This is a genomic window from Verrucosispora sp. WMMD1129, assembly GCF_029581255.1.
Lineage (GTDB): Bacteria > Actinomycetota > Actinomycetes > Mycobacteriales > Micromonosporaceae > Micromonospora > Micromonospora sediminimaris.
Genome location: NZ_CP120741.1, coordinates 5,717,926 through 5,735,498 on the forward strand (window position 1 = coordinate 5,717,926; position 17,573 = coordinate 5,735,498).

Genomic DNA, 17,573 nt, shown 5'->3' on the forward strand with positions numbered 1-17,573 from the left:
GTACGGGATGGCCGTGTTGGAGGGTAGTGGTCGGCTGCGGGATCGGGCGGTGGTCTGTGCTCTCGGGTGGGGCCCGGCTACCCGGTTGGATATTCGGAGAAGTGGCGGAGTCATCGTCGTGCGTCGTGATGATCAGGCCATGCTCCGGCTGACCGGTCAGGGGCATGTGCGACTTCCCGCGGTGGTGCGGCACTGGTGCGGACTCGCTGCGGGTGATCGTCTGCTGCTGGTGGCGGATCCGGCGGTGGGGCTGCTGCTGGTGTGTCCGGTGGCGGTGTTGGACGAGGTCGTCGTCCAAGCCCATGCCGCAGTGCTGGCGGGTGGTGTGTCGTGAGTGGTGTGAGCCAAGAGGAGTTGGACGCGGCGCGGTTGTTGTTGGCGCGGATGGGCATTTCGGCGGCGGACCTTGTCGAAGCACCGACGAGTCGGCCGCTGGCGCCGACGTTTGCGGAGTATGTGCCGGTGGTGTCGGCGGCGGTCAGCGCCGGCACGCGGCGGGCGTACGGTTCGTACTGGAAGCGGGTGATCGAGCAGTGGGGGCAGCGTCGGCTGGACGAGCCGACGCCCTCGGAGATCGAACAGCTCGGCGAGTACGTTAAGGCGCGCGTGGTGGCGCGGCGTAACGCGCGGGGTGGGCGTAGTGCCGTGGAGCATCTGGTCGCGGCGTTGCGGTGTCTGTACAAGCGGGCGGTGGCTGACGGGTATCTTTCGGCGGCGGATGATCCGGCGGCGAAGGTGGCCAAGCCCCGCAGGTTGCCGAGTACCCGGCGGGCGGTGGCGGACAGCCGGTTGGCGGAGATCAACAAGATCGCGGCGAGCACCGGGGATGATCCGGTGTTGGACAGTCTGCTGCTGCGCCTGCACACGGAGACGGCGTGCCGGCGGGGTGGGGCGTTGGCGTTACGGCCGGTGGATCTGGATCCGGAACAGTGCCTGATCCTGTTGCGGGAGAAGGGTGACACGGCGCGGTGGCAGCCGGTGTCACCGACTTTGATGCGGCACCTGCAACGGCACGCCGGCGACCGGCATGCTCCGGCGACCGGGCAGTTGCTGCGGTACCGGGACGGGCGGCCGATCTCGCGACGGCGCTATGACCATCTGTGGGTGCGTGTCGGTGAGCATCTGCCGTGGGTATGTGTGCAGCAGATCAGTACGCACTGGTTGCGGCACACCACGTTGACGTGGGTGGAGCGGAACTTCGGCTACGCGGTGGCCCGCGAGTACGCCGGGCATTCGGACAGCGGCAGCAGCGCCGGCACCACCGCCACGTATGTCCGTGCCACGTTGCAGGAGGTCGCACGCGCATTGGCGGCAATGACCAACGAGCCACATCCACTCGCTTGACGGATCACACGGACGGCGGTTGATCTGGACGTACGGTTCGGACCAACCGCCGCGACGCGTCTGGTCGATGCGAACCTTCGGCGTGTTCGGCGAAGGCGCGGGTTTGTGTGGGTCGGCGCATCGAGGCGGTGAGGCCGCGGTCGTTTGTGCAGGCTGCGCCCTCCATTGCGCTGAGATGCTCTGCAGTCTGGTCATCGCTACGGCCCAGGCGCCGGGACGCTCGCGCCGGTGCAGCGTCGGCAGGCTCTCATCCTGCTCATAGGCATGATCGTCGACTCCGTTGCGGGATCATCCCGAGCGCGACTACAACAGACACCCATTGCGGTGTTCCGTTTGCGGGCGTGCGCGGAGCAGTCGCCGAAAATCGCTCTGAACAGCGCGATCGCTGGGATCACCCCGCGTACGCGGGGAGCAGCTTGATGCCGGTCGCGTCGTTATGCAGCTGGAGGGATCACCCCCGCGTGCGCGGGGAGCAGCCACCGGCACGTTCAAGCTGGGCACGATCGACGGATCACGCCCGCGTGCGCGGGGAGCAGTCGACGGCGACAAAGAGAAGGTCGCGTTCCAGCGGATCACCCCCGCGTGCGCGGGGAGCAGCTGGCCATGCAGGGCAACGACGGGCCTGGCTGGGGATCATCCCCGCGTGCGCGGGGAGCAGGCGATTCCGCACGCCCACCTGGACGACAACGCGGGATCACCCCCGCGTGCGCGGGGAGCAGGAAGCTCGGCCCATCTCGATCACCACGACTCAGGGATCACCCCCGCGTGCGCGGGGAGCAGCTCGTCAGGGTTTAGCGCTCGCCAGCGGCGCGCGGATCACCCCCGCGTGCGCGGGGAGCAGAACCCGACGATCACCGCGACGAGATAGCGATTGGGATCACCCCCGCGTGCGCGGGGAGCAGGCCGCGATCGGGAAGGTCGGCGACGAGCGGGAGGGATCACCCCCGCGTGCGCGGGGAGCAGCAGGCGGCGCGGGCGATTGACGCGTTGGAGCGGGGATCACCCCCGCGTGCGCGGGGAGCAGGTTTCCCCTTCCCGTACTTGCGGTGTGCGTTGCGGGATCACCCCCGCGTGCGCGGGGAGCAGCATCGTCGCCTCCTACGCCGGCACCGTCGCCGGGGATCACCCCCGCGTGCGCGGGGAGCAGGGCGCCCCCGCCGCGTACAAGGAAGACGCCCCGGGATCACCCCCGCGTGCGCGGGGAGCAGAGAAGGTACGCGGAACGTACCGCCGGGGCCCCGGGATCACCCCCGCGTGCGCGGGGAGCAGCCAATCTTTGATGACCCCGGCGGCCATCCACGGGGATCACCCCCGCGTGCGCGGGGAGCAGACGGTGCCGCCGGTGTGCGTCCACGTGGTGCCGGGATCACCCCCGCGTGCGCGGGGAGCAGCCCTCGTCGCCGTACTGGACGTAGTCGCTCACGGGATCACCCCCGCGTGCGCGGGGAGCAGGGTTGCGTACGTTGACTCCAGTCGTCATGTCACGGATCACCCCCGCGTGCGCGGGGAGCAGTCCGCGCTACTCACTGACCCAGAGTTATGCAGGGGATCACCCCCGCGTGCGCGGGGAGCAGCGGGTGTCTCGTCGTACCCGGGCGGCATGATCGGGATCACCCCCGCGTGCGCGGGGAGCAGTCGCTGTCGGCCTTCGCCGCCGGCCTGGTGTCGGGATCACCCCCGCGTGCGCGGGGAGCAGGATCTCCGACGCCGACACGCCTTCGCGGCGCAGGGATCACCCCCGCGTGCGCGGGGAGCAGCGAACCTCGCCTCCGACCGCCCCGGTGTCGACGGGATCACCCCCGCGTGCGCGGGGAGCAGATCGCTGCGGCCGACGATGGCAGTGCACTGGAGGGATCACCCCCGCGTGCGCGGGGAGCAGACAAGGTGACCAAGGACAAGGTCATCCAGGGAGGGATCACCCCCGCGTGCGCGGGGAGCAGGCCACCAAGGTCGTGCGGGAGCAGCTCGCAAAGGGATCACCCCCGCGTGCGCGGGGAGCAGGCGACGGGCACCGTGGCCGCGTCGAGCTACCTGGGATCACCCCCGCGTGCGCGGGGAGCAGCTGCCGCCCGACATCGCGCCTGCTACCTCGGTGGGATCACCCCCGCGTGCGCGGGGAGCAGGGTGCCGGTCACGTAGACGGTGTCGGCGTCGCGGGATCACCCCCGCGTGCGCGGGGAGCAGGGTTGCCGCGTTGGCTGAGAGCGCCACGCCGCAGGATCACCCCCGCGTGCGCGGGGAGCAGACTTCCTGACCTGCGGCGCTGAAGATCAACTTCTTCGATTTTGTTCGCTTTGGTTTGCAAGATCGCCCTTCCGTACTGGCGTTGCAAGGGCGGCGGGCGGCCGTTGACGTGCGGCTGGGGGCAGCGTAGCGGGCGATTGCGGGGGCGAAGGGGTGACGCCTCGTACCGCTTGAAGGCGATCACGGTTCGGTCGCCGTTCCTGGTTGCCGGTCCGCCCGAATCTATCGGGTCCGATCAGGACGTGGCTGAGGGTGCCGTCGCATAGAAGGCCCGTTTCCTCGCCGTGGCTTCGGCAGTTCGATTGGCCGGACCGTCTTAACGGCGGATTGGAACTGCTGTCCTGCGGCCTGGGCGGTGCGACTCGCCTGCTCTCCGCGTACGCGGGGATGATCCTGCCCCGTATAGGCGCTCCGTGGCTTCAGTCCTTGCCTGCGCCCTGGTCCAGGTAGCTCGACGGGCTAGGGCCACTGCGGTATGCGCCAGTCGGTACCGCCGACGTGGAGGAAGTGCGACGTCGACGCAGCGTTCGAACACCGTCGGTGGCGCCATCGAGTGCGCTGTGCAGTAGTCGGATCCGATCTGTTGATCTATGAGCTACCGCTGCTTCTTGCAAACGAAGGATCCGGAACTGTTCCGGGGAACTGGCGGCGAGTGCTGGCCTACTCGATGTACTGGCCGTCGTTGCCGTCGGCTCGCCAGTCGGCGAACAGTTCGGCGAGCTTGGTTTTCGTTTGGTCGTTGAGGATCTTGGTGGTGTCGTCTCCGAGTGGTTTCAGGGCGTGTCGGCGTACCGCTGGGTGTCGTGCTGGTGCCGGGCAGATGAAGACGGCGAGGACTCGTAGCGCGCGAAGGGCTTCGTCACTGGAGACGATGTCGAGTAGCGGGACGCCGCCGAAGGCTGCGGTTTGAAAGCCGTGCCATGCCTTGTCGACGATCAAGCTGATCACGGCTTCGGTGACGTGTGGCCGGTCGACTTGCCAGGTCGAGTTCAGGATCATGTCGGTGACCTTGCTGGAAATGCTGTTGAACGTGTACCGGGTCGCCTCGATGGCCTGAACCAGTCCGATGAAGAGATCGCACCAGCCGTGGTTCGTAAGCTCGCGCTTGACGGTGTCAGTGTCGGACGTGATGCGGTCAAGCCCTGCGGCGATCTCCTGCCAGGCCCCGCGGCCCATCTCTTCGGCGAACGCTGTCACTTGGTCGACGGGTGACGGGTAGGGCTCGCCGAAATCAGCAACGACGGGTGTCAGGCGGACAGCGAGCCAGTCGGTGATGTCTACGCGGGCGAGGTCGATAGTCGTTTCCTGATTGCGGCCGACCAGTTTCAGGCGTCGCGGATGGTCATCCGTCCAGGCCAGCTTGCTCTGGAGGTTCTCGCGTTTCCGCTGGCGTACCGTGTGATCGCGTCCAACGTGGTCCAACCAGCCCTGTACGCCGTGCTGGGAACCACCGCAGCCGGTGCAGACGCAAAAATGCCTCTGGGCTGTCTCACAGCGGGAGTTGTGCGTGCCGTTGTCCATCTGCGGCCACCTCACTGGTCCGGTCGTCCCGGGCTGTGGAGCTCAATCGGTCAGTGACATGACTAAAAGAATCGGTATCAGTACGCTACGTCACTGATCGGCGCACAACAATGGGTTGCACCTTTCCGTCAGGTCGGCGGATCGCCCCCGCATGCGCCGGGAGTAGACCTGGTGGTGGTGCAACATCGTCACGCCGGCGGGATCATCCTCGTGTGCGCGGGGAGCAGATCAGCCCGGTTCCGCGGTTCACCACGGCAACGGGATCACCCCCGCGTGCGCGGGAAGCAGGGGCCACCGCCGCTGCAACGGCGATGGCCCTGAGGATCACCCCCGCGTGCGCGGGGAGCAGCATCACGGCTTCAAGGTCGACGCAGACGGCGAGGGATCACCCCCGCGTGCGCGGGGAGCAGGATGACGAGGTGGTTTTCTACGGTCGCGATTCGGGATCACCCCCGCGTGCGCGGGGAGCAGCAGCATGCCAATCTTCCGCACAAAGCCGGTGGCGGATCACCCCCGCGTGCGCGGGGAGCAGGGCATGAAGGCAGCCGACATCACGGACGAGAAGGGATCACCCCCGCGTGCGCGGGGAGCAGTTCGTCATGCTGAGCCGTGGCGCGGTTCGCCCAGGATCACTCCCGCGTGCGCGGGGAGCAGCCCAGCGTGTCGGCGCGGGTATCCATGATCGTGGGATCACCCCCGCGTGCGCGGGGAGCAGGAGACGCGCCGGATGCCTCTGCGGGTGGTGCCGGGATCACCCCCGCGTGCGCGGGGAGCAGGGAATGTCCGTACCGACCGCCCAATGGAGTACGGGATCACCCCCGCGTGCGCGGGGAGCAGGCCATGACTCGCCGCCCGCGACTGCTCGACCTGGGATCACCCCCGCGTGCCCGGGGAGCAGGGATCCACGTGTCGGCGGTGACGTCGGCGCCGGGGATCACCCCCGCGTGCCCGGGGAGCAGCCTGACCCGTGCCCTGGACCACGCGGATCCCGACGAGGGGGATCACCCCCGCGTGCCCGGGGAGCAGGGTGACCGGGTCGCCTCGGGTGATGGCCACCTAGGATCACCCCCGCGTGCCCGGGGAGCAGGTAGCCGACGTAGTTGGCGTGTGGGTGTGCGGCGGATCACCCCCGCGTGCCCGGGGAGCAGCGTCCGGGGCGACACCGAGTACAGCTCAGCGAGGGATCACCCCCGCGTGCCCGGGGAGCAGAAGTTCGAGTAGTGGAACCGGAACGGCTTCGTGGGATCACCCCCGCGTGCCCGGGGAGCAGGAGCTGGACGCGACCACGTTCGGCTCCGGCGGGGGATCACCCCCGCGTGCCCGGGGAGCAGTGTACAGCCTCAGGCACTGGTTCGGCACCTGGGGGATCACCCCCGCGTGCCCGGGGAGCAGACTTCTTGACCTGCATCGCTATAGATCAACTGCTTCGATTTCATTCGCTTTGGTTTGCAAGATCGCCCCTTCCATACTGGCGTTGCAAGGGAGCGGGTAGCCGTTGACGTGCAGCTGGAAAGCAGCATACCGGGCGATCATGGGGACGAAGGGAGGCGGCGCTTCACACTCGCTTGAAGACGATCACGTTTCGGTCGCCGCTCCTGGCCGTCGCCCCGTCCTGCTCCATCGGTTCTAATCAGGATGTGACGCGATGCTCCCGGCAGCTTGCCGAGCCGTTCGGTCACTGGCAGTGGACCACTCGTCGCCGCTTGTGGCGCGAGTTTTTGGTTTGTGGTGCCGATGGCTGGGGTCGACGAGATGGGCCTCCTTAACTGGGTGGGGAGGGGAAGGGCCCCTGGATGAGCGACCTGTCCACGAGCATGGTGAGCCGGAGTGGTCTCACGGTTGATCGCTGGCTGGAGGACGATGCTGGCTTTCGCCGGTGCGTGCTGCTTCCTCGACGCGTAGCAGGTTGTCGATGATTTCGGCTAGTCCTGCTTGTGAGGCGGGGGAGAGTTTGGTGATGGAGCGGGCCATGACGCGTACGTCGCGGCTTTGTCTTTCGAGGGGTTCTTGGTCGCCGAGGAGGTATCCGGCGGGTACGCCGAAGAACCTGGCGAGGGCTTGTAGGGTTCTGGCCTTCGGGTTGGGGTTGGGTGAGCGGAGGAGGCTTCTGATGCCTTCGGCAGTGATGCGGTCGCCTGCTGCGGTGAGGGCTCGGGCGACTTCGGCTTCGGTGTAGGGGCCTCGTCCTGGAGGCGCGTTCTGGAAGAGCTCGCGCAGTCTGGATTGAAGCAGGTTCTGCCCGGCTGCCTCGGTGGGCGGGGTGTCGTGTGGTGGTGTCATGGCGTCCCCCAACTGCAACTACAGTTGTCTCTATTCCAATCTGTAGTTGACGCCTCTCGGCGGGTCGTGCTTAGCTCTCAGTGTTCGGCAACTGCGGTTGTGGTCTAACGGAACTGCGGTTGGTTGAGAGTAGCGGATCGGGCTATCGCTAGCCAGATGGGTTCTGGTCCGCTGCGGCAGCGGTGGCCGGCGTGCGGGTGCCGCTGCCGCGAGGGCCTGCTCGCGATGCTCGGCGTTCAGGTCGTGACAGTGACGGGGGACCGACCCGCGTCGACGTGACGTCGGCGCTGGTCTGTGCTGCCGCGACGCGCTTCGAAGGAGGCGTAATGCTGATCGCATCGAACCGCGGGCCCGACTGCCTCGCGGATCCCGGAATGCCGATTACGGCGTCCCGGGTCCGCGAGGCAGGACAGCCAGAAAGGGCGAGTCGTGCCCTGTTGCCGGCTCCGTCGGTCACCGAGGAACCGCCGGTGTTTCCGCAATCTGAAAGTCCGTGGTGGAGGGCGCAGCGGTCGGAGGCGCCGGAGATTCCGCGTGAGTTCGGATCTGGCTCCCGTGTGGAGTCGTTGTGGCTGCGCGCTGCGGGATTACAGCCGGGCTGCCCGTTGGTCAGTGTGTCGTCCGCCGATGGTGGGGTTGGCCGGTCGACATTGACCGCCGCCGTGGGGGGTGTGCTGGCGTTGGCAGTGCCGGGGCCGGTGGTCGCGGTCGACGCGAATTTGCGGGCGTGGGGTGGTCTGGAGCATCGGGTGCCGCGGCGTAGCGCGGCGACGGTCTGGGATGCCGTGTGCGCGGGGGACGCGCTGACCAGGCCGCCGGTGGTGGAACGGTTCACGCAACTCGGTCCTACGGGCCTGCGTGTTCTGGTGGGCGAAAGCACGATGACGAGCCAACGGCGTCCGCCGTCGTGGCCTGAGTTGTTCGGGGTCGTCGGGCACCTGCGGTCCGTCTACACCCTGGCCCTGCTTGATCTTTCTCCGGCGGCGGTCGCGCCGGTGTGGCGTGCGTTGGCGTGGGCGACCGTGCCGGTTCTGGTGAGCAGGGCGACGGTGGATTCGTTGCAGCACACGATGCGGCTGCTGGCGCACATGAAAGCGGTGGGTTTGCACGAGACGGTGGACCGGGCGGTGGTGGTGGTCATGGCTGCCGCGCCGTCGGTGGCTCGTGAGGTGCGCGCGGTGCAGCAGTTGGCGGGGCAGGCGGCAGCGCATCTGGTGCGGGTGCCGTATGACCCGGCGTTGACCCGTCCGCAGGTGCTCGATCCGAGGTCCGTGGGCAAGGCCGCACGTTCGGCGTTGGTCGAGGTCGCCGCGGCGATTGTGGATCGCTGCCAGATCGATCGTGAACCACCTGCTGCTGCTGAGGCGGCGACTGACGGGGGGAAGGAATCGTGATGCTGCGATGGATGGCAGCGGCGCTGGCAGTGCAGGCGCCGACGGTGGTGGGGGTGTTGGCGGCACCGGAGCCGACACCGACGCCGAGCGGCGGGGGATTCGACTTCGGTCGGATCAGCCCTGACCCGGGGGCGGTTCCGCGCGCTGACTTGTTCTACAGCCTGGTCAACGCGTCGCTGTTCCTCGGGGTGGTGGCTGCGGTGGCAGGGCTTGCGGCCGGGGCGATCGCGTTCGGGGTGGGTCCGATCTTCGGCGCGCACATCATTTCCGATCGCGGCAAGTCGATGATGTGGAAGGCCGGGCTCGTCGCGATCGTGATCGGCTCGGTGACCACGATCATCAGCTTCCTCCTCCTGGAGATTTGAGGAGGCCGGGTATGCGCGGGACGCAGTTCAAGTCCACTGCTGGCCACTCGCGGTCGCGCCTGGTGGTGCCGGTCGTTGCGGTGGCCGCCGTGACGTTCGCTGTGGGACGGCTCAGCGCACCCGCACCGGCGGTGCAACCAGCCCCGCCTGGTGTGCGGGTCGTCGGTGGGGTGCCGGTCGGTTTTGCCGGTACCGCCCGGGGTGGTGGTGACGCCGCCGCAGCATTCGTGGTGGGCCTGTCGGTTGCTGCTACCCGGTCGGCTGCCGAACGGCAGACGGTGATCGCGGAGGTGATGGCCGAGGGTGTGCCGACCGCCGAGGTGGTCGGCGAGGCGCCGACGCCCGCCAACGGCGCCACGATCGTGCAGACGGTAGTGGCCCGGGTGTGGGTGCCGAATGAGGATCTGGACGCGCGCCTGCCGCAGGGGGCGGAGGTTGAGGCGCAGCTGCTGGTGTGTGCGCTCAGCGGCGCCGCCATCGGTGGCGGTGGCGTCGACCCGGAGGGGGGTTTGGCGGGCGGCTGGTACGTCCAGGCGGTGCGGGTGCGGTGGGCGGAGGGCCGGTGGCGGATCGTCGCCGCCCGGCGGCCGTTGCCGGTGCCGCCGCCGGATCTGCGCGGGACACAGCGCGACGGCGGACCTCGCGATATGCGGCCGTTGGCCGATGTGCTGAGCGCCCGGTCGTGGGTGCCGGGGACGGTGTGACGGTCATGCGCGCCACCGCCCGGCTGGTCCTGGCCGTTGTCCTGGGGTTCCTGGCCGTCGTGGTCGCGCCGGGCGGCGTCGTCGCGGCGCCCACGCCTGAGCCGTCGCCGCTCTCGGAGTCGTGCCCTGCCCCGTCGGTGGAGCGACCGGTGACCGGGGAGGACATGAATCCGCAGGTGAACTGGTGTGTGCCGTGGGTGCGGTGGCGGGCCGGGACGGGCTGGCTGACCGACTGCGGTAAGGCGGCCAGCGCGGTGGATCAGGAGCACTGCGACGCGGTGTCGTTGACGGTGCAGTCCCCGCCGCCGGAGGGCGTGGTGTCGGTGCTCGACGACCGGCTGCCTCCGCCTGGTGCTGTGCCGGTGCGGTGCGAACGGTTCGGTGACCGGGCGGGTGAGGATCCGGCGAACGCTGGCCGTTGGTCGGCGAAGCAGTCCCGTTGTGAGGCGCTGCGCGATGTGATCGCCGGCTTCTCGTCGCTGCGGGCCAGTGTGTGTGGAGAGCTTGATGTGGCGTGCCAGGTGGGCGAGCAGGTCAGGGGTGCCGCGCGGTCCGGCTTTGAGGGTTTGGCGGACATCGCGGTGGCGGGTTTCGCGTGGGCGCTGGGCAAACTCGCCACCCTGGTGTTCGCCGAGACCTCCGTGGTGGCCGACGAGCCGTTCTACGGCGTCTACAACGACATCTCCGGCGTGCTGATCATCGTGGTGCTGCTGTTCTTCGTCTTCTCCACCGCCATCAACGGGCTGCGGCTGCACGGACCGGGGCCGTTGTCGTCGTTGGGTGGTCTGGTGCGCGCGATGTTCGGCATCGCGTTCGCCGGTGGGATCGCGTTCCTGCTGATGGCGGCGTGGGATGAGGCCACGGTGGCGTTGATTCGCCGCAACCAGCAGCGGGACTGGCAGCCGAGCATGTGGGTGGAGGCGCTCAACGCGCTGACCGCGGACACCGGGACGGTGTTGTTTGCCTTCCTGGTGGCGGTCGTCGGGGTGTTCGGGCTGGTGCTGGTGTTTCTGATGCTGCTGTTCCGGTCGCTGCTGGCTGCCGGCGCGGCGGTGGTGGGGGCGATGGCGATGACCGGTCAGGTCATGCAGGAAACCCGGGGGTGGGGGCGGAAGTGGTTCTGGACCTGCAACGCCCTCGCCTCGTCGAAGTTCTTCATCGCCGCGTTCTGGATCTACGGCACGCGTAGCAGCTACGAGTCCGATCATGTGATCAACGTGCTGCGGGGGCTGTTCATCATCGTGCTGATGGTGATCGCGCCGTGGATTCTGCTGCGGCTGATGAGCATGTGGGACGGCTACCTCGCCGACATCGACGCCCGGGGGTTCGCGATGTCGGCCGTCAGCGCGGTGGGGCTCGACGCCGCCGCGCAGCGGCTGACCAACCCGGCCGGTGGTGGGGATGACGCGGCGGCGGTGATGCGCGGTAACGCCGACACCATCCCCACCACACCGGGCGCGCCGACCGGACATGGCGCTGCCCGCTCCGATGCGTTGCAGGCGCTGGATCGACAGGTCGGCGAGCGGGGCCGCGAACCCGACGGGCCGGACGGTGGCCAGGGCGGTGGGGAGAACGCGCAGGAGGCCGACGGCGTCGAGCGTGATTCGCGTACCGCGCAGGGCGACGTGTCGCGGGGGCAGCTCACCGTGCCTGGTGACCCGACCGGTCAGCAGGGCGCGCTGCCCGTCGTGCCCGGCCTCGGCTCCGGCCAGGCCGGACCGCCGGGCAGCGGCGGTCTACCGCAGGGCGGTTCGTCCACAGGCGACAGCTCGGGCAGGCCCGGGCCGACGCCGACCGAGGGTCCGGCACCTGCCGGTCCTGCCGCGGGCGGGACAGCGGGTGGAGCAGGTGCCGCTGGTGGGGCGGCGGCGGACATTCCGATCGTGCCGCTGTAGGCGAGAGGACACGGGGGATGCAGTTTCAGTTTCCGCCGCGCTCGACGCGCGGCTCGGTACTCGGGTTCAGCTGGGGGCAGATCGGCACGGTCGTCGCCGGGGTGATCAGTCTCGTCGTGGCGGCGAACCTGTACGCCGCCGGCCGTCCGGGAGTTGCTGTCGGGATGCTGCTGTCGGCGATCTTGCTGGTCACGGTTGGGCTGTTGCGGTTGCGGGGGCGGCGGCTCACCGAGTGGGTACCGATCGCCGTCGGCGCGGCGGTGCAGCGGACTGCCCGGCAGGACCGCTTCCGGGGTGGCCCGTTCGCCGACGGGCCGGTGCCTCACCTGCATGTGCCGGGTCCCGCGGCCGGCTACCGGTGGCTGCCTGCCGTCGCCGCTGACGGGTTGACCGAGATCGGGTTGCTGCACCACCGGCGCGAACGGACGGTGACTGCGGCCTTGTCGTGTGCGGGCAGCAACCTGGTGTTGGCGGACACGTCGGTGCAGCAGCAGCGGCTCACTGGGTGGGCGGATGTGCTCAACCTGCTCGGCACCGAGTACGCCGACGCCGGCTTGGTCCGCTGGTCGCTGATGGCGCGGGCGGTGCCGGAGACCGCCACGTCGGCGCAGCGGTACCTGACCCAGCGGGCGGTGGCCACCGACACGGCCGCCTATCGGTCGTTGGCGGAGTTGACCGCCGCGGCGGCGCCGTCCACGCAGCGGCACGAGGTCTACCTGGTGGCGGTGTTCGATTTGCGCAGGCTGTCGGGGGAGATCAGCGACGCCGGGGGCAGCGACGCCGCTGTCGCCACGGTGGTGCTGGACAAGCTTGTCGGGATCGAGGCGGCGGTGCGGGAGGCTGGCATCGGCACGACCGGCTGGTTGAGCCCGCGGGTGTACACGTCGGTGCTGCGGACCCAGTTCGATCCGCAGGATCAGCCGTTCGTCGACATGCGGGCCGGGCCGGAGCCGGTCGTCGCCCCCTTTACGGCGGGTCCGGTGGCCGCCGAGACGGTGGGCTGGTCGACCTACCGGCACGATTCCGGGGTCTCGCAGACGCTGTGGGTGTATGACATGCCGCGCCAGCCGGTGCCGGCGACGTGGATGACGGCGCTGTTCACCCGCACGGTCGGCCGCCGCACCGTGAGCCTGGTGGCGGAGCCGGTGCCGGCGCAGCTCGCCGCGCTGGCGACGCGTCGGGACAAGGTTGCCCGTGCCGGTGACGCGCTGACCAAGCAGCGGATGCGGCTGGTGCGCACGGCCCGTGAGGACGAGGAGGCCCGCGCGGTCGAGCAGATCGACCGGGAGCAGGCCGCCGGGCATGTCCGTTACCGGTACGCGATCCTCGTGACCGTCACCGCCCCCGACGTCGAGCAGCTGCGGCACGACGTGCGGACGATCCGGCGGGTGCTGGCCCGTACCGGCTGCCAGGCGGTTGTGCTCTACGGCGAGCAGGACCAGGGCTTCGTGGCGGGGGCGTTGCCGCTGGCGCGCGGGCTCAAACCGTTGCGGGGGTGGTTCGCGTGAGCGGGGTGCGTAGGGAAGGGGCGTGGTCGCTGCGCCTGGCCGACGCATCCGCGCGGCGGGATGTCGCGGCGGCGCAGGCCGCGCTGGGACGTGAGCGGCGGCAGCTGGCGCGGTTGTCGGATCGGCTGCTCGGCCCACCCGCCGCTGATCGGCGGGGCGCGTTCGGCCAGGCTGCGGGGCGGGTGTACTGGCGGCAGGCGTTGCCGCCGCTGGTGACCACGAGCGCGCAGTTGTGCTCGGTGTACCCGTTCGTCGCCGACCCGGGGTTGGGTGTCGATGGGCCGCTGATCGGGCAGGAGGTGTACTCGCGGTCCGGGTTCGTCTTCTCGGTCCATGAGCTGTACCGGGCGGGGGTGCTCAGCGCACCCAACGCCGTGGTCACCGGGGAGATCGGCAGCGGGAAGTCGTCGCTGCTGAAGACCATCGCGTTTCGGGGTGTGGTGTTCGGCACGCGCTACTACATCACCGACGTCAAGGGCGAGTACGACGGCCTGGCCGCCGCCACCGGCATCCGTCCGGTGCGGGTCGGTCCCGGCGGCGGGGTGGTGATGAATCCGCTGGCCGGGATCCGTCGCCTGCCGGGGCAGAGTGAGGCGCAGTGGTTGCAGGTGCAGCGGACCCGCCGGTTGTTGCTGGTGGAGGGGCTGCTGGAGATACAGCTCGGCGGGCCGCTGAGCGAGGCGGAACGCTCGCTGGTCGAGTACGCCCTCGACGCGGTGACCCGCAGCGACGACGGCACCAGCCCCGAGCGGATGGCGGTGCCGAACCTGTCGCGGGTCCTGGCCGCGATGGGCGACCCGGATCGGTGGGCGCATCGGTTGGTCGGGGTGCATTACCCGGTGGCGCAGTTCGTGGTGGACAGCCGGCGGGTGCGGCTGGCGTGGGAACGGCTGATTACCGGGGTGCTCGGTGGGATCTTCGACGCGCCGGATGCTGCGGGTCTGTCGGTGGACTTCGACCAGCCGGGCGCGATCCTCGACCTGAGGGCGGTCCGGGCGTCGGACGCGATGACGGCGATGGCGATGACCTGCGCCCAGTCGTGGCTGGAGGCGGAGCTGACCCGCCCAGACGCCCCGCCGCGGGTGTGCCTGTACGACGAGTTCGCGTTGATCGCCCGGCATCTGGGCCTGATCCGCCGGATGCGGGAGCAGCTGAAACTCGCCCGCGCCCTCGGCACGGCGAACATCCTGGCGTTCCACCGGTTCAGTGACCTTGCCGCCAGCGGCAGCGCCGACTCCGAGCAGGTCCGCATCGCCCGAGGGCTGATCGAGGACACCGGCGTGCGGGTGTCGTACCGGCAGGCCGTCGGCTCGCTGGAGGCGGCCCGCGAGTTTCTGGGCACCACCGATGTCGAGACCGACCTGCTGGCGCACCTTCGACGCGGTATCGGGCTGTGGAAAATCGGACTGCGGTCCTACGTGGTCAAACACCAGATCTCGGCGGTAGAGCGGGAGTTGGTGGACACCGACAGCCGGATGCACCACACACCCACCGCCACCGACCAAAAAGCGTCGGCCGTCGAGCCGGCCGCCACAGGGGAGGTGCGGTGATGGCCCGGTCGATCATGTCCCCGGGGCATCGACTGCCCCGCCGCGGGATGGCACGCGCCGACATCACCGCCCGGCTGACTCTGCTGGGCCTGACCGGGCTGCTGATGGTGGTGTGCACGGGCACGCTGTGGCTGGCCGGGCAGCTCGGTGGATTCATCGTCCACCGGCGTTGGCCCGACAGCAGTCCCGCCGACGCTCCGCGCATCGCCCTGCGTGTGGTGGCCGACCTGGGGGATCCGGCGGCGGCGTGGCCGCCAGCCGCCCGCGACGTCCTGCCGCCGACGCCGGTGCTGTACGGGCTGTGGCTGATCCTGCTGTGCGGCGTCGTCGCCGGCGTCGGTGTTCCTGTGTTGCGGTTCGCGCGGCGTCGGGTCCGGCGCCGGGGGTTCGCCGGCCGCCGGGACCTGGAGCAGGTGGTGACCGCTGCGGCGGTGCTGCGGCGGGTCGATGTGCTGCGGCCGGGCCTAAGCATCCGTGAGGCCGACAGCCCGCAGACGGTGGCGGTCAAGCAGCGTCGTCGGACGGATCCGCTGGAGGTGGGCCGGTTCCTCGGCCGGCACGCGCTCACCGGCGAGCCGCTGTACCTGGCCAACGAGTACACCGAACTGCTCGCTGGGGCGGCCCGGTTCGCCAACAAGACCTCCCGCTACATCATCCCGCGTGTCGCGGACGCCCGTGGGGCGGTGATCTCCACCTCGACCCGGCTGGATGTTGCCGCCGTCACCTACGACCTGCGCGCGCAGATCGGCCCGACGTGGATCTTCGAGCCGCAGGGGCAGGTGCGCGGGGTGCCACGTCTGCGGTGGTCACCGATCGAGGGTGCCGACGACCCGGACGTCGCCGCCTTGCGGGCCAAAGGGTTCGCCGCCGGCGCTGGTCTGAAGGGCAACGTCGAGAACGGGCAGTATTTCCAGGACCAGGCGGCGTCGATCATCCGCGGGCTGCTGCACGCCGCCGCCCTGGACGAGCGGGCGACGATGATCGACGTCGCGAGCTGGGCAGCCAACCCCGTCGACCCGCGGGCGGAGCGGATCCTGCGCCACCACGGGCAGACCGTGTGGGCCGACCGGCTGGCCTTTCACCGCGAATCCACCGGCCGCAGCCGCGACGCCATCCAGTCGGTGGTGTTCGGCGCGCTGGACCCGTTCAGCAACCCGCGGATCCTGCACGCCTGCTCCCCACCGCGCGGGCAGCAGTTCCAGCCGGAGCAGTGGCTGGCCGAGTCCGGCACCCTCTACCTCGTCGGCACCCGCAGCGGGCAGTCGCTGATCGCGCCGCTGTTCGCGGCCATCGCCGAGGACATCATCTACCGCACCCTGCAAGCGTCGTTCACCGCGCCCGGCGGCCGGGTCGAACCGTGCCTGTACCTGATCGGTGACGAGATCACCAACATCGCGCCGCTGCCGTCGCTGCCCGCGTTGGCCTCCGAAGGCGGCGGTTCCGGGATCGCGGTGTCGATCGCCTGCCAGAACACCCACCAGCTGGAGGAGCGGTGGGGCCGCGACGGTGGCCAGGCGCTGCGCGACGGCGCGAACGCCCGGTTCGTCATGGGCGGCACCCACGACGTCAACGCTCTCAAGGACGCCCAGTCGCTGCTGGGGCAGGTGCAGGAGCTGACCTCGGCGGCGAGCTGGGGCGGGGGCCGGGCCAGCGTGCAGGAGAACACCCGGCGGGAGAACCTGATCGACCTGGCCGAACTGCGCACGCTGCCCACCGGGCACGCGCTGGTGCTGCTGGGCAACATGCCGCCGGTCGAGGTCGTGCAGCCGGCCTGGTGGCAGCGTCCGGACGCCGACCGCTTCCACACTGCGCAGGCCGCGTTCACCGCCCGCCTCGAAGGGGCTTGCTGATGTCGCAGCGAACATTCACGTTCGACCTGCCCGAGGACGCGTCCGCGCAGCAGCGGGCCACCGTCGAGTTGGCCGAACTCATCGACTCCCTGCGCGGATCGGTGGAGCACCTCGCGGAAGCGCACGTCGCGCTGGTCGACCGCGTCGACGCCCTGGACAACCCGGCTGGCTGGATACCGGCACGGCACTGCTGGCGGGAGCTTGACCGCGATGCCGCCACCGAGTTGTGGGCGTGGCTGACCGACTGGACGCGGTGGTTGGTCGACCGGTACGGCCTGGCCCAGGACCTCGGCCCGTGCTGGCCGGCCCACCCGGCGCTGGTGGAGGAGCTGACCGCGCTCTGTGTGGCCTGGCACCACGCCTACTCCCGCAAGGCCGACCCGGACGCTCCGCTGCGCTGGCACGAGGCGCTGCACCGCGCCCAGCAGCGGTGGCAGCAGTGGGACCACACCCGCTGCCGCCACGGCCAGCACACCCCGACCAATCCGGACACCGTCTGGGCGGACTCCGTCCCCCACGAGGCCGCCGACCGGGCGGTCAGCGACGACATCACCGCACGGCCGGCCACCAGCGGGCCGGCCCCGGCCACAGGGGACAGCCGATGAGCCACCCGGCAGAGATCACCAACGTATGGGACTGGCAGCGATTCGAAACGGCGATCACCGGGCTGCGCGAGGGGATCACCCGCCTCGACGCCTTCATCGCCGGCATCCACGACACCCGCAACGACTGGCGCGACGAGGCAAGGGAGAGGCAGCAATGGACGGACATCGACGAGATGGCGCGGCGAGAGAACGAACTCGACTGGGCCAGCGACGGACACCTCGACGGCCGGTACCACCGCGCCGTCGACGAGTGACAACACGCCCCGTCGACGCCTGTCACGGGGTCGGCGACAGCCTGGAGCGACTCCGGCAC

The 17,573-nt window shown here is 69.9% G+C and carries 13 protein-coding genes and 2 CRISPR repeat arrays; of the genes, 11 read left to right on the forward strand and 2 right to left on the reverse strand.

What is annotated here, in order from left to right:
• Positions 1-118 precede the first annotated feature (118 nt).
• Positions 119-334: an AbrB/MazE/SpoVT family DNA-binding domain-containing protein gene (locus tag O7624_RS26665; RefSeq protein ID WP_282237722.1), complete on the forward strand. Its 216-nt coding sequence runs from the start codon at positions 119-121 to the stop codon at positions 332-334.
• Positions 331-1,344: a site-specific integrase gene (locus tag O7624_RS26670; RefSeq protein WP_282237723.1), complete on the forward strand. Its 1,014-nt coding sequence runs from the start codon at positions 331-333 to the stop codon at positions 1,342-1,344. Before O7624_RS26665 ends, O7624_RS26670 begins: the two co-directional genes overlap by 4 nt.
• A gap of 386 nt (positions 1,345-1,730) precedes the next feature.
• Positions 1,731-3,589: a CRISPR direct-repeat array (repeat unit 28 nt; unit sequence GGATCACCCCCGCGTGCGCGGGGAGCAG).
• 659 nt (positions 3,590-4,248) lie between these two features.
• On the opposite strand, the gene O7624_RS26675 is transcribed toward O7624_RS26670, so the two are convergent.
• On the reverse strand, positions 4,249-5,109 hold the full coding sequence (locus O7624_RS26675; protein WP_282237724.1) for a hypothetical protein: 861 nt from the start codon (positions 5,107-5,109) through the stop codon (positions 4,249-4,251).
• Positions 5,110-5,247: 138 nt separating this feature from the next.
• A CRISPR array of direct repeats spans positions 5,248-6,501; the repeat unit is 28 nt; unit sequence GGATCACCCCCGCGTGCCCGGGGAGCAG.
• A gap of 441 nt (positions 6,502-6,942) precedes the next feature.
• Complete coding sequence (locus tag O7624_RS26680; protein ID WP_282237725.1) at positions 6,943-7,389, reverse strand: hypothetical protein; 447 nt, start codon at positions 7,387-7,389, stop codon at positions 6,943-6,945.
• 671 nt (positions 7,390-8,060) lie between these two features.
• Here O7624_RS26680 and O7624_RS26685 point away from each other — a divergent pair.
• From O7624_RS26685 to O7624_RS26725, 9 genes are read left to right on the forward strand one after another with little or no spacing between them, the layout of a single operon-like run.
• Complete coding sequence (locus O7624_RS26685; protein WP_282237726.1) at positions 8,061-8,783, forward strand: hypothetical protein; 723 nt, start codon at positions 8,061-8,063, stop codon at positions 8,781-8,783.
• Positions 8,783-9,148 (forward strand): hypothetical protein, encoded by a 366-nt coding sequence (locus O7624_RS26690; protein ID WP_282237727.1) that lies wholly within the window; start codon positions 8,783-8,785, stop codon positions 9,146-9,148. The genes O7624_RS26685 and O7624_RS26690 overlap by 1 nt, the downstream gene beginning before the upstream one ends.
• Before the next feature lie 11 nt (positions 9,149-9,159).
• Positions 9,160-9,852 carry a hypothetical protein gene (locus O7624_RS26695; RefSeq protein WP_282237728.1) on the forward strand — a complete coding sequence of 231 codons (693 nt, stop codon included), beginning with the start codon at positions 9,160-9,162 and terminating at the stop codon, positions 9,850-9,852.
• 5 nt (positions 9,853-9,857) lie between these two features.
• On the forward strand, positions 9,858-11,747 hold the full coding sequence (locus O7624_RS26700; RefSeq protein WP_282237729.1) for a hypothetical protein: 1,890 nt from the start codon (positions 9,858-9,860) through the stop codon (positions 11,745-11,747).
• Positions 11,748-11,764: 17 nt separating this feature from the next.
• Positions 11,765-13,255 (forward strand): SCO6880 family protein, encoded by a 1,491-nt coding sequence (locus O7624_RS26705; RefSeq protein WP_282237730.1) that lies wholly within the window; start codon positions 11,765-11,767, stop codon positions 13,253-13,255.
• Complete coding sequence (locus O7624_RS26710) at positions 13,252-14,805, forward strand: hypothetical protein (RefSeq protein ID WP_282237731.1); 1,554 nt, start codon at positions 13,252-13,254, stop codon at positions 14,803-14,805. The genes O7624_RS26705 and O7624_RS26710 overlap by 4 nt, the downstream gene beginning before the upstream one ends.
• Positions 14,805-16,655: a TraM recognition domain-containing protein gene (locus tag O7624_RS26715; RefSeq protein WP_282237732.1), complete on the forward strand. Its 1,851-nt coding sequence runs from the start codon at positions 14,805-14,807 to the stop codon at positions 16,653-16,655. The genes O7624_RS26710 and O7624_RS26715 overlap by 1 nt, the downstream gene beginning before the upstream one ends.
• Positions 16,655-17,260 (forward strand): hypothetical protein, encoded by a 606-nt coding sequence (locus O7624_RS26720; protein ID WP_282237733.1) that lies wholly within the window; start codon positions 16,655-16,657, stop codon positions 17,258-17,260. The genes O7624_RS26715 and O7624_RS26720 overlap by 1 nt, the downstream gene beginning before the upstream one ends.
• Entirely contained in the window at positions 17,257-17,514 is a 258-nt protein-coding gene (locus O7624_RS26725) for a hypothetical protein (RefSeq protein WP_282237734.1), read from the forward strand. The genes O7624_RS26720 and O7624_RS26725 overlap by 4 nt, the downstream gene beginning before the upstream one ends.
• Positions 17,515-17,573: the final 59 nt, after the last annotated feature.

Excerpts from the sequence above, each read along its gene's own strand:
- O7624_RS26675 (WP_282237724.1), bottom strand. The coding sequence starts at position 5,109 with ATGGACAACGGCACGCACAACTCCCGCTGTGAGACAGCCCAGAGGCAT.
- O7624_RS26680 (WP_282237725.1), bottom strand. The coding sequence starts at position 7,389 with ATGACACCACCACACGACACCCCGCCCACCGAGGCAGCCGGGCAGAAC.
- O7624_RS26690 (WP_282237727.1), top strand. The coding sequence starts at position 8,783 with ATGCTGCGATGGATGGCAGCGGCGCTGGCAGTGCAGGCGCCGACGGTG.
- O7624_RS26695 (WP_282237728.1), top strand. The coding sequence starts at position 9,160 with ATGCGCGGGACGCAGTTCAAGTCCACTGCTGGCCACTCGCGGTCGCGC.
- O7624_RS26700 (WP_282237729.1), top strand. The coding sequence starts at position 9,858 with ATGCGCGCCACCGCCCGGCTGGTCCTGGCCGTTGTCCTGGGGTTCCTG.
- O7624_RS26705 (WP_282237730.1), top strand. The coding sequence starts at position 11,765 with ATGCAGTTTCAGTTTCCGCCGCGCTCGACGCGCGGCTCGGTACTCGGG.
- O7624_RS26715 (WP_282237732.1), top strand. The coding sequence starts at position 14,805 with ATGGCCCGGTCGATCATGTCCCCGGGGCATCGACTGCCCCGCCGCGGG.
- O7624_RS26720 (WP_282237733.1), top strand. The coding sequence starts at position 16,655 with ATGTCGCAGCGAACATTCACGTTCGACCTGCCCGAGGACGCGTCCGCG.
- O7624_RS26725 (WP_282237734.1), top strand. The coding sequence starts at position 17,257 with ATGAGCCACCCGGCAGAGATCACCAACGTATGGGACTGGCAGCGATTC.